This is a genomic window from Halomonas bluephagenesis, from assembly GCF_054790765.1.
The window spans coordinates 2,566,051-2,580,304 of record NZ_CP133631.1 but is presented as its reverse complement, the minus strand read 5'-3'; the positions used below and the strand labels follow the sequence as shown (position 1 = coordinate 2,580,304).

Here is a 14,254-nt window from a genome sequence, read left to right as displayed (position 1 = left end):
TATCAACGGACATGCCATGAATCCCGATCTAAACGTTCTGCACCCCTATCCGTTTGAAAAGCTAGCGGCCCTAAAGGCAGCGCTTGTGCCACCAGCGGGGCTTGAACATATTCCCCTTACCATTGGGGAGCCTCAACACGCCCCTTACGCGGGGGCATTAGAAGCGCTGGTCACCCATCAATTAGAGATGGCCCGCTACCCGGCTACCAACGGCCTATCCGCCCTACGCGAAACAATCGCCCGCTGGGCAACGCAACGTTTCTCGCTTGCCGGGCTAGATGCCGAACGCCAAGTACTCCCCGTTAACGGCACCCGAGAAGCGATTTTTGCTTTTGTGCAAGCAGCGTTGGATCGTCATCGCCCCGCCAAGGTGGCTGTACCTAACCCCTTCTATCAGATTTATGAAGGGGCCACTCTACTGGCAGGGGGGGAGCCGCTCTATTTAGATTGCACGGCTGACAACGGCTTCCGCCCCGATTTTTCGGCGGTCAGCGCAGCGACTTGGCGTGATGTGCAAATCGTATTTATTTGCTCTCCGGGCAACCCCACAGGGGCCGTCACGCCACTTTCAGAATTCAAGCAACTGATCGCGCTGGCCGACGAGCACGACTTTATCATCGCCTCTGATGAGTGCTACTCAGAATTATATCTGGATGAAAACACGCCCCCCCCAGGCCTGCTACAAGCCTGTGCGGAGCTTGGCCGCGACAACTACCAACGTTGCGTAGTGTTTCATTCGCTATCTAAGCGCTCCAACTTGCCAGGGCTACGCTCCGGCTTTGTAGCCGGTGACGCGGATCTTCTCACGCCGTTTAAGCGCTACCGCACTTACCACGGTTGCGCAATGTCGCTGCCGCTTCAGCACGCCTCTATCGCCGCCTGGCAGGATGAAACCCACGTACGTGCCAACCGGGATGCTTACCGCGAAAAATTTAGCGCAGTGACCGACGTTCTGGCTCCGGTAATGAACTTCCCTACGCCGGAAGCTAGCTTTTACCTGTGGCCAGCGGTGCCAGACGGTGATGATATTGCCTTTACCCAGCGGCTATTTAGCGAGCAACACGTCAGCGTCTTACCTGGCAGCCTCATGGGTCGTTCTGGGCAAAATGGCCATAACCCCGGCTCGGGACGACTACGTTTAGCGTTAGTGGCGGGACTTGCACCCACACTTGAAGCAGCTGAGCGACTTCGTCAACTGGTTGAGCGCGGCTAAGACGCCGTAGGTTTATTTAAGGAGGCTGTATGCTGACACTCTATATCATCAACACGTGCGATACCTGCCGCAAAGCACGCAAAGCGCTTGAAGAGAAAGGCATCCCTTTCAAGACTCACGACCTACGTAAGGATGGTCTTTCAGCTGGCCTACTTGAGCACATTCTTGAGCGCGTACCGCTATTAGAGGCGCTTAATAAGCGCAGCAAAACATGGCGTGACTTACCCCAGGAAGAAAAAGACAGCTTGGATGCTACCTCTGCCCGCAGGCTATTGCTTGAGCAGCCTACGCTGCTCAAAAGACCCCTATTAGAAGTTGACGACGACACTATTTTAGTGGGCTACCGCGACGGCGATTACGACTCTCTCAGCGGCTAACACGCCGCTGAATCCTAACAACTGATTGTGAATCAAAACTTTAAAGGAAGACGCGTTATGCTGAGCTTCGCGCTTGGAATCGGCACCCAAAATACTCAGGGCGACTGGCTAGAAATCTACTACCCAGCACCGCTGTTTAATCCTGCAGACAGCTTGGTAGCCGCAGCCAAAGAGGCGCTAGACGCCCCCGCTGGAAATACGGCGATCAGCTTCCTGCCCGAAGATTGCACGCGCCTAGCGAAAGCATTGGAAGCTGCCGGCCACTCTGAGCAGGCAGCACTCGCCGAATCATTCGCCGCCAGCCATCGTCCGCTGGTCGCGATGTTTTTAGAAAGCGATCAGGCACCGCAAACTGCTCCTGAAGTTTACTTAAAGCTGCACCTGCTCTCTCACCGCTTAGTGAAGCCTCATGGCTTGGATCTGACGGGTATGTTTGGCCTGCTGCGCAATATTGCCTGGACCAACGAAGGCGCGATTGATATCGAAGAGCTGCCCGCCCGCCGCTTGAAAGCGCGCTTAGCGGGTCGAGCGCTGTCAGTCGACTGCGTTGATAAATTCCCCAAAATGACCGATTACGTGGTGCCCACGGGCATCCGCATTGGCGACACTGCTCGCGTGCGTCTAGGGGCTTACCTAGGTGAAGGCACCACGGTAATGCATGAAGGCTTCGTCAACTTCAACGCAGGCACTGAAGGCCCCGGCATGATCGAAGGGCGCATTTCTGCAGGCGTTATGGTCGGTAAAGGCTCTGACCTGGGTGGCGGCTGCTCTACCATGGGAACGCTTTCTGGCGGCGGCAATATCATCATCAAGGTAGGCGAAGGCTGCTTGATCGGCGCCAATGCTGGCATCGGTATTCCACTAGGTGACCGCTGCACCGTAGAAGCGGGCTTGTATATTACCGCAGGCTCGAAAGTTACCCTGCTCGACGACCAGAATCAGGAAGTTAACACCGTGGCAGCACGCGAGTTAGCTGGCCAGGATGACTTATTACTGCGCCGCAATTCGCAAAACGGCCGTATTGAGTGCCTGACCAATAAAAGCGCCATTGCGCTGAACGAGGCACTGCATGCCCATAACTGAGCCTGAAACGCTGTCGCCCACGCTGCAACTCGCGTTTGAGCTACTAAGCCGGGCGTCGGTAACGCCGGATGACGAAGGCTGCCAGGACCTTATGATCGAGCGCTTAACGGCGCTCGGTTTTCATATCGAGCAACTGCCGTTTGGCGATGTCAAAAATTTCTGGGCAATAAGAGGCCATCATGGCCCCGTATTAGCCTTTGCTGGCCACACCGACGTCGTGCCCAGTGGGCCCCATACGAACTGGGAGTTCCCACCGTTTGAGCCATGTATTGATGAGCACGGCATGCTCTGTGGGCGAGGCGCAGCAGACATGAAGGGCAGCCTAGCGGCGATGCTCACCGCCGTTGAGCGCTTTGTGACGGCCCACCCAGAGCACGATGGCCGCATTGCGTTTTTAATCACGTCCGACGAGGAAGCCCCTGCCGTTGATGGCACCCGTGCAGTGGTTGAGCATTTACGCGAACGCAACGAGCGCCTGGACTATTGCATTGTTGGGGAGCCTTCCTCGACCTCTCGACTAGGCGATATGATTAAAAACGGTCGTCGCGGGTCGTTGGGTGGCGTTCTACATATTAAAGGAGTGCAGGGCCATGTGGCCTATCCGCATCTTGCGCGCAACCCTATTCACCAAGCGATGCCCGCACTAGATACGCTGGTTAACGAGCACTGGGACGCGGGCAATGACTTCTTCCCTGCCACCAGCTTCCAGGTATCTAACTTTCGTGCGGGCACTGGGGCCACTAACGTCATTCCAGGTGAAGTAGAAGTTGTGTTTAACTTCCGTTATTCCACGGAAGTTACCCATGAGATGCTAAGAAGCCGCACCGAGTCGATTTTGGATAAGCATGGCCTTGAGTACCACATCGATTGGACACTCAACGGCGAACCATTTCTGACCGCAGAAGGCGAATTAGTCGATGCTGCCATTCGCGGGGTAGAAGCCGTTACCGGCGAACGCCCTGCGCTTTCAACCAGTGGCGGCACCTCAGATGGTCGTTTCATTGCGACTCTTGGCGCCCAAGTGGTCGAGCTTGGCCCACTTAACGACACCATTCACAAAGTGAATGAGCGCGTGCGTGCCAGTGACCTGGATGAGCTAAGCCGCATTTATGAGGCAACGCTTCAAGCCTTGTTAACGGACGATGAGGTGAGCGTATGATGGAGCGGTTTCCTGATATCGAGGTATATCTTGCCCGCGTAACGATAGATAAGGTCAATGCGTGGCTAAGCGAAGCTCTTGATGCACCGCCACTTAGCCCAGCAGGCAAAGGCAAATGGAAAACCCGCGGGCACTACCAAGGCGAGGAGGTGCCAGTATTGCTAGTAGACAATGCTGCTGATGGTTTTGCCAGCTTGTGGTTTGATAGCCACCATACTCCGTGGCACACCGACCAAGAGTGCGCTCAGCACGCCGCAGAGGCCTTGCAAACAGAAGTACGCTGCTCGCTAGGTGGCTGGCACCCAGGCGATGACCCTGATCGCTTCTGGCAGGTATTGCCAGGTGGCCAGGAAAAAGCCATCGAGTGGCCTGACTCAGGCCGTTAAACGCACAAGACCCCGCCAAAGCGGGGTCTTGTTTTTCAGCAGTTGGCGATGCTAGCGCTATTCAATAAAAGTGATTTAACAAAAGCTACTCAATAATGCTGACATCATCCGCCTGAAGACCACGATCATTCTTAATCACGTGATAGCGAACAATCTGCCCTTCAGCAAGCATACGCGGGCCACGTCCACGAATAGCACGAAAGTGAACAAACACATCCTCACCATTATCTCGGGTAATAAAGCCGTAACCTTTATTGGTATTAAACCACTTTACTTCGCCCTCTTCGCGACCATCATTGGGGTCGATGATATCTTCCTCTTCATAATCTTCCACTTCAGGTACCGCTTGAGGCTGACGCGGCGCAGATTTAGTTCGAGAAACATCAGCTTTCACTACCATAGGCGGCGCCAGAGCAGCAGCGGCTAAAGTGCCTATGAATAACGCAATAAAACATCCCAGAGCAGCGGCAATATACACACCACTCACCCCGCTGATGGCAAGCTCAGCCAGCCACTGCTCAGCAAGCGGTGCATTCGTTAAATGAACAATCCCCGCCAGAAGAAGTGGCGTGGGGGCGGCAAGTAAAACACTGATGAAGAAACAGCGAAAAACAACTTTTGGATTCATAGATGATAAAAGCTCTCTTGTTGTATGGGTAACAGACGAAGGACAATACTCGGCCAACTAGGCCCATTCCTAACAGTACCGAGCATACTACACAAGGTGACGATGTTATCATGACAAACGAATTATCGCCTGCTGAGCTAACTCAACTTCTTGAATCTTTAGAGAGTAGACTGGCTTACCAGGAGCACTGGCTAGACACCCTTGATCAGGCGGTTGCCCAGCAAGAGCGTCGGCTAGAAAAGCTGGAGCAGCTGAGCACGCTGATGCGTGACCGCTTGCGCGAGCAGTATCAGGCGCTCCAAGCGGGTGATGACTCACAGGGTGATACCCGCCCAGAAGACGAAGTGCCCCCTCACTATTAGCAACACCACCCTGCTATCGGCAGTATCAACTACTACTAATTGACGTACCGATTATCACGCCACTGCATTTGCTGGATCGATGCTCTTGAGTCCAAAAGCATCGGCAACGGCCTGATAAGTCACTTGCCCATTATGGACGTTAAGCCCTGGCAGGAAGTGCGGGTCGTCTTTAAGCGCCTGTTGCCAGCCTTTATCAGCTAGCGCCAGCACAAATGGCAACGTGGCATTGGTAAGCCCCAGAGTAGATGTACGCGCTACCGCTCCAGGCATATTAGCTACGCAGTAATGCACGATGCCGTCCACGATATAGGTCGGCTCGGCATGCGTAGTGGGTTTGCTGGTTTCAAAACAGCCGCCCTGATCGATAGCTACATCTACCAACACACTGCCCGGCTTCATATCAGCCAGCATTGCACGGGTAATCAACTTAGGCGCAGCGGCGCCGGGGGTGAGTACGGCGCCAATGATCATATCAGACTCTTTGGCTGCCTGATCGAGGGCGTCCGCCGTTGAGTACACGGTTTTGATGCGCCCCTGATAACGGTCGTCCAGCACCTCCAAGCGAGCAATCGACTTATCCAGAATGGTCACCTCGGCCCCCAACCCTAACGCCATACGGGCGGCGTTTTCACCGACCACACCACCGCCAATCACAGTAACTTTACCCGGCGCAACGCCCGGCACACCTGGCAATAGCACGCCGGAGCCGCCCTGGGCTTTTTCCAGGCTATGCGCGCCTGCCTGAACAGCCATGCGCCCAGCTACCGTACTCATCGGCGCGAGCAGCGGTAACCCACCTTTTGCATCGGTGATGGTTTCGTAGGCAATACAGGTAGCACCGCTGGCCATCAGCCCTTGAGTTAATGTTTCCTCAGCGGCCAAGTGCAAGTAGGTGAATAGCGTCTGACTGGCTGTTAGACGTGCTACTTCTTCGGCTTGAGGTTCTTTTACTTTGAGAATCAGCTCGGCGCTTTGCCACAGCGCGTCTACATTAGCTTCTACTTTAGCACCAGCGGCCTCGTAGTCGCTGTCGCTAAACCCAGCACCTTCTCCCGCTGCTGCCTGGACACTTACCGAGTGACCACGCCCCACTAGCTCCCGCGCACCTGTCGGAGTGAGCGCCACCCGATATTCGTGATTTTTAATTTCTTTGGGGACGGCGATTTTCATTAGCGTTTTCCTTCTCTATTGATTGTTAGTGCTAAATCATCAGTGCTAAATCATCAGTGCTAAATCGTCAGTGCCTAGTTAGCCTTCAATCCCTCCTAGCCGTAAGTCCTAGGCCATCAATAAGCGCTATTCAGCAAATTACAGCACAGCTGGCACTAATCACCACCCCAAGCAAGAAAAACAAAAAAAACGCCGGCTAAGGCGTTTTTTTGGAGAATAATCTAGTGTTTAACGAAAATCAGCGAAATAATCGACGGCATTTCACCATTATCTACTCAGCTACCACCGCGTCACCGTAAATGCGCTGATACTCAACAGGCAAGCGCTTAGGGCGCCCACTGGTGAGCGCCACGCAAGCAAACCGGGTACGGGCGTTGAGCAACGCTTTGCCATCGCTCACGCGCTTAAGCTGAAATCGACGGGTCAAACTAAAACGACCATCGCAGGCAACAATCCAAGTCGCCAGTTGCAGCTTATCATCGACATAGGCGGGGGCCAGATAGTCCAACTCATGACGGTGAACGACCATGGCACGATCAAGAGATTGATAGCGCTCTAGGGATAACCCCAAGGCTTCAGAGTGGGCCCAACTGATCTGTTCAACCCAGCGTAAATACTCGCTATTATTGACATGCTGGTAGACGTCAATGGCCTCTGACGCCACCTGAAGATCGATCACAAAAGGATTTGGCAGTGCCCACTCCATAGTGCTGCTCCTTGCGGTTACTCCTTGAAGCTAGTGTCTGTCTTGCAAGTTTTCGCCAAGAAACGTCTTTGGCTTAATCGCGGAATACCCTCACGCCAAGCGCCTTCAGGTACGAAGTTTCCGGGATAGCCGGATGGACGGGGTGATCTGGCCCCTGATGGCCCTGGAAAATCACCTGACCATGACGGTCTTGGTGACGAACAGCGCCACGAACCACATCTACTAAACGCTCAGGGGCGAGGTGCATAGAGCATGAGGCCGACAACAGCAAGCCATCGCGGCCCAGCAGGCGCATTGCTTCTCGATTCAGTCGTGCGTAAGCGCGTTCACCATTAGGGATGTCCTTGCGCTTTTTGATAAACGCAGGCGGATCAAGAATGATAACGTCAAACTGTTCGCCATCGGCTTTCAGTGCCGCTAACGCTTCAAAGGCATCGCCCTCTGCTACCGCGACTTGCTCTTGCACACCATTTAGCTCAGCGTTGCGAGCCACCTGATCCAACGCCGGGGCAGAAGCATCGACACACAGCACTTCAGAAGCACCGCTGGCAGCTGCCTGAACACCCCAGCCGCCCACGTAACTGAACACATCCAGCACGCGCTTCCCTGCCACTTGGCTATTCAGCCATGCGCGGTTGACACGGTGGTCGTAGAACCACCCTGTCTTTTGGCCATTCAACACCGGCACTGCAAAGGTAACCCCGTTCTCTTCCAGCAGAACTTCATCGGGAAGTGTGCCCTTTACCACTTCGACGTGAGCTTCAAGGCCTTCCTGACGGCGACCGCCCGTATCATTGCGGAACACAATGGCATTAGGCTTAACGACTTTTTCCAGCGCATCGACAATATCTTCCGCCAGCGCTTGCATACCCGCGGTATTCAGCTGCACCACCAGCACGTCACCGAAACGGTCGATCACCAAGCCCGGCAACAGGTCACCTTCACCGTGAATCAAGCGATAAAATGGCTTATCGAACAGCCGTTCACGCAGCGCCAGCGCCTGGTTGAAGCGGTGTACGAATAACGAGCGATCTAGACGCATTTCTGGGTCGCGAGACATTACTCGACCACAAATCAGCGAATGCGGATTAATGTAAGCGACGCCAAGAGTTTTGCCGTTGGAAGCCTCAACCAGAGCGGGCTCACCTGCAGCAAAGTTTTTTAGCGGCGTCTCTTTGATATCTACCTCATTGGAGTAGATCCACAGATGGCCCGCTTTCAGGCGGCGATCGGCATTTTTATTCAGGCGCAGGCGTTGAGTCACAACAATCTCCAAAAGAGCAATCTTACAAAGCACATAGACTCTGAAAGCATAGGCAAAACAATTAATATCAAAGACCCGCCGCTATCGCTGGCAACCCGGGCAAAACACGCTGGCCCGCTGACCCAGGGTGATACGACGCAGCTCAACGCCACAGCGCAGGCAAGGCTGCCCATGGCGCCCGTACACATTCAGTTGCTGGGCGAAGTAACCGGGTTCACCCTGACCACTGACAAAATCTCGCAGTGTGGTGCCACCCTGGGTAATCGCTGCCGCCAGAACCTCTTTAACCGCGGCAGCTAGCTGCTGGTAACGGGCCAGGGAAATTTTCCCAGCGGCGCGACGGGGGTCGATACACGCCATAAACAGCGCTTCGGCAGCGTAAATATTACCCGCACCGACCACCACACGGTTATCCATTAAAAAAGGCTTTACCGCAACGCGCTTTTTACGCGATGCGTTATAGAGCCAGCGGCCGTTAAACGCGTCGTCCAACGGCTCAGGACCAAGGTGCGCAAGGCGTGAGTCTAAGCGGCCATCGCCCTGCTGCCAGTCAACAAAACCAAAACGCCGCGGGTCGTGGTACCTCAGCACATAGCCACTGGCCATCACCACGTCAACATGATCATGCTTTTTAGGCAAATCCCCCACCTTGGCAATGCGCAGGCTGCCCGACATGCCCAAATGCCATAGCAGCGTGGCCTCACCTTCAGGCGTCGACACGGGAATTTGCAGATACTTAGCGCGGCGATTTAACACGCCTACATGAGCACCTACCAGCCGTTCGGCTAGGTTTCCAGGTACTGGCACGCGTAACCGGGACTGACGCACCAGCACCTCGGTGATCTCCTGCCCTTCTAAATAGGGGGCAATGCCACGCCGTGTCGTTTCAACTTCAGGCAATTCGGGCATGATGAAAGCCTATGATGACAGCACCGTGACAACTACCCTGTCGCCTATGCGGTGCTGAAGCATAGGGACGTGTACCGCCATTCATACAAAATAAGTGGCTAAATACCGGACATGCAAAAACCCGGCTTGGGGCCGGGTTTTTCAACAGGCACTCGCCTGCGGTGAAAGCCGATCATTGTAATCGCGATTACTTGATCTTGGCTTCCTTGTAGATAACGTGCTTACGGACGACCGGGTCGTATTTCTTGAATTCGAACTTATCCGGTGTATTCCGCTTGTTCTTATCAGTGGTGTAGAAGTGGCCTGTACCGGCACTAGACACCAGCTTGATCTTATCGCGCATGGTTTAACTCTCCCAAAATGCTAGCTTAGATGGCGTCGCCGCGCTTGCGGATATCAGCCAGAACCGTTTCGATACCTTTCTTGTCAATAATACGCATTCCTTTAGAGGAAACGCGCAGCTTGACGAAGCGGTTTTCAGCTTCAACCCAAAAACGATGGGTGTGCAGGTTCGGCAAGAAACGACGACGTGTCTTACGCTGGGAGTGAGAAACGTTATTACCAGTTACCGGACGCTTGCCGGTAACCTGACATACTTTGGACATGAGAGCCTCCAACCGCTTGGCGAGTTGTTCAAAACTGTCGGGCAAACCGGAGCAGGGAGGGAGTCGACGCAGTTAACCGCCTAGCTGTACCCAAATCCGTTATTCAACCCAAGTTTAAAGGTGGCACTTTATACCAGAGCACCCGGCTACCAGCAAGCAAAAACGCCCAAAAATGCCAAAAAAGGCATTTTTCGGACAATTTACTTAGGTAAACGACGTGAATTTGACGTCACACCGTTTTCATTAATTGCTATAGCCAACCGCGCTCGGCAAACGAAACCACGTCACCGTCCCCCACCACGAAATGATCAAGCACCCGCACATCGAAGAGTGCAAGGGCATCTTTTAGACGTTCAGTAATACGTCGATCAGCATCGCTTGGCTCAGCAACACCCGAGGGGTGATTGTGTGCCAGGATGACAGCACCAGCGTGTAATTCAAGCGCACGCTTGGCTACTTCGCGGGGATAAACGGATGCGCTGTCTAGGGTACCGCGAAACAGGGATTCATAGCGAATAATTCGATGCTGTGTATCCAAAAAAAGCACGGCAAACTCTTCATGCCCCAAATGGCGAAGCTGGGAACTGAGGTAATGGCGCACAAGGGCCGGCGATGTGAGCGCATTGCCCCGGGCAAGCTGACTCGCCAAATGACGCCTGGAAAGCTCGAGGGTCGCCTGAAGCTGAGCAAATTTTGCACTCCCAAGCCCCCGAGCCGCACAAAACTGATCCTGATCCGCCTCCAAGAGCTGCCTCAAACCACCAAAGCTGGCCAGCAGGTCCCGCGCTAAATCCACGGCTGAGCTCCCCTGAACGCCTACCCGCAGAAAAATGGCAAGGAGCTCAGCGTCAGAGAGCGCCTGAACCCCCATGTTCAATAACTTCTCTCGTGGCCGCTCCCCTTCTGGCCAGTGATTAATCCCCATTGCCGCCTCCTTGCTACCGCTGATAGCACCGTCCGCGTTTGCTATTACGCACCCTAATTGGCTTTTCCAACTGCTGCCTGAGCATGCCAAAATAACCAGTCAAATGGTATGGTACTCACCTTTAACAAACGCTACATGGGACTGCCCATCATGGCCTTATTATCGCCATCTCCGTTAACGTCACTTGCTGGCAAGCGCCTGCTACTTGGTATTAGCGCTGGCATTGCAGCTTATAAAAGCGCGCTGATTGTTCGGCTACTCAAGCAAGCTGGCTGCGAGGGTCGCGTGGTAATGACCGAGGGTGCCCAAGCATTTATCACGCCGTTAACACTTCAAGCGCTCTCAGGGGAGCCGGTACGCACCTCACTGCTTGACCCTGAAGCAGAAGCTGGCATGGGACATATTGAGCTAGCCCGCTGGGCGGATGCCGTACTGATTGCCCCAGCGACTGCCGACTTGATCGCACGATTGGTACATGGCATGGCTGACGATCTGTTGACCACCCTGTGCTTAGCCTGTGAAGCGCCCAAGCTGATCGCACCGGCCATGAATCAGGCCATGTGGCGACACCCCGCAACCCAACGTAACGTGATTCAGTTAGCCAGCGATGGCTGGCAGTTGATCGGGCCAGCGGCAGGTGACCAAGCTTGTGGCGACGTAGGCCCCGGCAGAATGAGCGAGCCAGAAGGTATTGTTGATTTCTTAGCACAGCATTTTACTACTGATGCAAAGACGCCAGCGCCAACCTCCGCGCCGCATGTGGTTATTACTGCTGGCCCCACTCGAGAGTCGCTGGATCCCGTGCGCTACCTATCCAATCACAGCTCAGGGAAGATGGGGTACGCACTAGCTGCTGAAGCAGCTACCCAGGGCGCACGGGTAACGCTGATAAGCGGCCCGGTTAATCTACCCACCCCTTACGGTGTTGAACGGATTGATGTGGAAACCGCCGCACAAATGCATCACGAAGCGTTAACACTAGCGCCTCATGCAGCCCTATTTATTGGCTGTGCTGCGGTCGCTGACTACCGTGCCGCCAGTGCTGCCGAGCATAAAATCAAAAAAACCGACGACAGCGATACGCTAACGCTTACGCTGGTCAAAACCCCTGACATTATTGCCGATGTTTCCGCGCTGCCTGGCAACCAACGCCCTTTCGTGGTGGGCTTCGCCGCCGAAACCCAAAATGTCGCTCGCTATGCGGAAGATAAACTGACCCGCAAAGGCCTAGATATGATCGTTGCCAACGACGTCTCTCAGCAGGGACTTGGCTTTGGAAGCGATAACAATGCTGCCTTGCTGCTTTGGCGCTCAATGGCGGGGACCGATCAACTGGAAGCCCCTCCCCAGGCTAAAACGCAGCTTGCTGCCCTTATTATTCGTCACGCACTATCACTACTACCTTCTCAATTACCCTCTCAGTCACCTTCTCAATCACTTTCTCAACCCCCCGGAGCATTATCATGAGCGGTTCTCGCCCACGCCTGCAGTGCAAAATATTGGATGAGCGTTTGCACGACTACCTTCCCTCTTATGCAACAACAGGCTCAGCGGGTATGGATTTGCGAGCACTGCTAGATGAACCGCTGACGCTTGCTCCTGGTGACTGCCAGCTGGTGCGAACAGGCCTTGCCATTTACATAGAAGATCCTGGTTTAGCAGGTATGATCTTGCCTCGCTCCGGGCTAGGTCATAAGCACGGTATCGTGCTGGGCAATCTCGTCGGACTAATCGACTCTGATTACCAGGGCGAACTGATGGTATCCGTGTGGAACCGTGGTCAAAGCAGCTTTACGTTATCGCCCTTTGAGCGTCTCGCTCAGTATGTCGTTGTCCCCGTCGTGCAAGCGGAACTTACGATTGTCGATGCCTTTGAAGACTCCACTCGCGGCAGCGGTGGTTTTGGCAGCACAGCCAGCCAATAAGCCAAGCGCTGTTTTACCGTTAATTTAGGAGCGACAATGAACGTACCTGCATCGATATTTCGTGCTTACGACATTCGCGGCATTGTGGACCATACGCTGAGTGAAACCACCACCGAGCTTATTGGCCGTGCCGTTGGCTCTGAAGCCGCCGCTCGGGGCGAGCAAACGGTCATTGTTGCACGTGATGGCCGACTTTCCGGACCGCGCCTGCAAGCAGCGCTGATTCGTGGCCTAACAGCCTCAGGGCGGGACGTTATTGATATCGGCATGGTGCCAACACCCGTGCTTTACTTCGCCACACACATACTGCCTGAAAGCTGCTCTGGGGTAATGCTAACCGGCAGCCACAATCCACCCGACTATAACGGCTTCAAAATCGTCTTAGCTGGTGAAACGCTCTCCGGTGATGCTATCACCGCCCTCTATGAGCGCATTCAAGCAAACGACCTCACCAGCGGCGAAGGCAGCGTTCGCCAGCACGACTTGCGCACGGCGTATCTTGAAAGAATTATTAGCGACATCCATATTGAGCGACCACTGAGCGCGGTTGTGGATTGTGGCAACGGGGTCGCTGGAGAGCTTGGCCCGCAGCTTATCGAGCGCCTGGGGGTAAAAACCACTCCATTATTCGCCGAGATTGACGGCAACTTCCCGAACCACCACCCCGACCCAGGCAAACCCGAAAACCTACGCGACTTGATCCATAGCGTTAATAAAACCGGCGCCGATATTGGCTTAGCTTTTGACGGCGACGGCGACCGCTTAGGGGTTGTCACGCCAAGTGGCAGAATGATCTACCCGGACCATCTGCTGATGGTATTCGCGGCTGATATGCTGTCACGCAACCCAGGCGCCAAGGTAATCTTCGACATCAAATGTACCGGTAACCTGGCACGAGTTATTAGCGACGCTGGCGGCGAGCCGGAAATGTGGCGGACCGGGCATTCACTAATCAAAGCACGCATGCGGGAAACAGGTGCTGAGCTGGGCGGTGAGATGAGCGGGCATATTTTCTTCAAGGAGCGTTGGTACGGATTTGACGACGGTCTGTATGCTGCGGCCCGTTTGCTTGAAATTCTAGCCCGCCACCCCGGCAGTGCCGATGAAGTGTTTGATCTATTTCCACAAGATATCAGCACGCCTGAAATTAATATCGCGGTCGCCGATGAAGAAAAATTCGCGCTTATCAAGAAGCTTGCTAGAGAGGGCGACTTCGGCGAAGGTATCAAAACCACGATTGATGGCATTCGCGTGGACTATGCCGATGGCTGGGGACTTTGCCGAGCTTCCAACACCACACCTGCGCTAGTACTCCGCTTTGAGGGTAGCGATGCTGCGGCACTTAGCCGAATAAAACAGCGTTTTGCCAACGCGCTGGCGGAGATTTCACCAGCACTGACGATCCCTGAACCTCAATAACGTGAACTAACGCGGCAGGGTGAACAGAAGAGAAGTGATCACGCCAATCGAACGCGCGACATAATAAGAAGGCTAGACAACACGCCGCATGGAAAAGCCAATGCTCGCGCTGTAATAACGGTC

The 14,254-nt window shown here is 54.3% G+C and carries 17 protein-coding genes; 9 read left to right on the top strand and 8 right to left on the bottom strand.

Going from position 1 to position 14,254, the window contains the following annotated elements; all coding sequences use genetic code 11:
* Positions 1–16 precede the first annotated feature (16 nt).
* Genes dapC through REH51_RS11595 form a run of 5 tightly spaced genes read left to right on the top strand, consistent with a single transcriptional unit; the run spans position 17 to position 4,218 of the window.
* A complete protein-coding gene (gene dapC / locus REH51_RS11615) occupies positions 17–1,213 on the top strand; it encodes a succinyldiaminopimelate transaminase (RefSeq protein ID WP_498935807.1) in 1,197 nt (398 codons plus the stop codon).
* 29 nt (positions 1,214–1,242) lie between these two features.
* Positions 1,243–1,590, top strand: coding sequence for a Spx/MgsR family RNA polymerase-binding regulatory protein (locus tag REH51_RS11610; RefSeq protein ID WP_009724136.1), 348 nt, complete (start codon positions 1,243–1,245; stop codon positions 1,588–1,590).
* Positions 1,591–1,647: 57 nt separating this feature from the next.
* Entirely contained in the window at positions 1,648–2,673 is a 1,026-nt protein-coding gene (gene dapD, locus REH51_RS11605; RefSeq protein WP_009724135.1) for a 2,3,4,5-tetrahydropyridine-2,6-dicarboxylate N-succinyltransferase, read from the top strand.
* Positions 2,660–3,832 carry a succinyl-diaminopimelate desuccinylase gene (gene dapE, locus REH51_RS11600; protein ID WP_498935805.1) on the top strand — a complete coding sequence of 391 codons (1,173 nt, stop codon included), beginning with the start codon at positions 2,660–2,662 and terminating at the stop codon, positions 3,830–3,832. Before dapD ends, dapE begins: the two co-directional genes overlap by 14 nt.
* Positions 3,829–4,218, top strand: a complete 390-nt coding sequence (locus REH51_RS11595) for a hypothetical protein (RefSeq protein WP_039869448.1) — start codon at positions 3,829–3,831, stop codon at positions 4,216–4,218. The genes dapE and REH51_RS11595 overlap by 4 nt, the downstream gene beginning before the upstream one ends.
* Before the next feature lie 85 nt (positions 4,219–4,303).
* Here REH51_RS11595 and REH51_RS11590 read toward each other — a convergent pair whose 3' ends face one another.
* Positions 4,304–4,846, bottom strand: a complete 543-nt coding sequence (locus tag REH51_RS11590) for a cold-shock protein (protein WP_009724132.1) — start codon at positions 4,844–4,846, stop codon at positions 4,304–4,306.
* Positions 4,847–4,956: 110 nt separating this feature from the next.
* Here REH51_RS11590 and REH51_RS11585 point away from each other — a divergent pair, with 110 nt between their 5' ends.
* Entirely contained in the window at positions 4,957–5,208 is a 252-nt protein-coding gene (locus REH51_RS11585; protein ID WP_009724131.1) for a SlyX family protein, read from the top strand.
* 54 nt (positions 5,209–5,262) lie between these two features.
* On the opposite strand, the gene ald is transcribed toward REH51_RS11585, so the two are convergent.
* From ald to radC, 7 genes are all read right to left on the bottom strand, one after another.
* Positions 5,263–6,378 carry an alanine dehydrogenase gene (gene ald, locus REH51_RS11580; protein WP_498935803.1) on the bottom strand — a complete coding sequence of 372 codons (1,116 nt, stop codon included), beginning with the start codon at positions 6,376–6,378 and terminating at the stop codon, positions 5,263–5,265.
* Positions 6,379–6,649: 271 nt separating this feature from the next.
* Positions 6,650–7,084 carry an acyl-CoA thioesterase gene (locus tag REH51_RS11575; protein WP_009724129.1) on the bottom strand — a complete coding sequence of 145 codons (435 nt, stop codon included), beginning with the start codon at positions 7,082–7,084 and terminating at the stop codon, positions 6,650–6,652.
* A gap of 73 nt (positions 7,085–7,157) precedes the next feature.
* Positions 7,158–8,348: a class I SAM-dependent rRNA methyltransferase gene (locus REH51_RS11570; RefSeq protein WP_009724128.1), complete on the bottom strand. Its 1,191-nt coding sequence runs from the start codon at positions 8,346–8,348 to the stop codon at positions 7,158–7,160.
* Positions 8,349–8,429: 81 nt separating this feature from the next.
* Positions 8,430–9,257, bottom strand: coding sequence for a bifunctional DNA-formamidopyrimidine glycosylase/DNA-(apurinic or apyrimidinic site) lyase (gene mutM, locus REH51_RS11565; RefSeq protein ID WP_009724127.1), 828 nt, complete (start codon positions 9,255–9,257; stop codon positions 8,430–8,432).
* Between the two features lie 187 nt (positions 9,258–9,444).
* Positions 9,445–9,600, bottom strand: a complete 156-nt coding sequence (rpmG, locus tag REH51_RS11560; protein WP_009098622.1) for a 50S ribosomal protein L33 — start codon at positions 9,598–9,600, stop codon at positions 9,445–9,447.
* A gap of 25 nt (positions 9,601–9,625) precedes the next feature.
* Positions 9,626–9,862: a 50S ribosomal protein L28 gene (gene rpmB / locus REH51_RS11555; RefSeq protein WP_009724126.1), complete on the bottom strand. Its 237-nt coding sequence runs from the start codon at positions 9,860–9,862 to the stop codon at positions 9,626–9,628.
* A gap of 250 nt (positions 9,863–10,112) precedes the next feature.
* Positions 10,113–10,787: a RadC family protein gene (gene radC / locus REH51_RS11550; RefSeq protein WP_009724125.1), complete on the bottom strand. Its 675-nt coding sequence runs from the start codon at positions 10,785–10,787 to the stop codon at positions 10,113–10,115.
* A 150-nt stretch (positions 10,788–10,937) separates the two neighbouring features.
* On the opposite strand from radC, the gene coaBC reads away from it, so the two are divergent.
* Genes coaBC through REH51_RS11535 form a run of 3 tightly spaced genes read left to right on the top strand, consistent with a single transcriptional unit; the run spans position 10,938 to position 14,131 of the window.
* Positions 10,938–12,254, top strand: coding sequence for a bifunctional phosphopantothenoylcysteine decarboxylase/phosphopantothenate--cysteine ligase CoaBC (coaBC, locus tag REH51_RS11545; protein WP_498935801.1), 1,317 nt, complete (start codon positions 10,938–10,940; stop codon positions 12,252–12,254).
* Entirely contained in the window at positions 12,251–12,712 is a 462-nt protein-coding gene (gene dut / locus REH51_RS11540; protein WP_498935799.1) for a dUTP diphosphatase, read from the top strand. The genes coaBC and dut overlap by 4 nt, the downstream gene beginning before the upstream one ends.
* A gap of 36 nt (positions 12,713–12,748) precedes the next feature.
* Positions 12,749–14,131 (top strand): phosphomannomutase/phosphoglucomutase, encoded by a 1,383-nt coding sequence (locus REH51_RS11535; RefSeq protein ID WP_009724122.1) that lies wholly within the window; start codon positions 12,749–12,751, stop codon positions 14,129–14,131.
* The last annotated feature ends 123 nt before the right edge of the window (positions 14,132–14,254 follow it).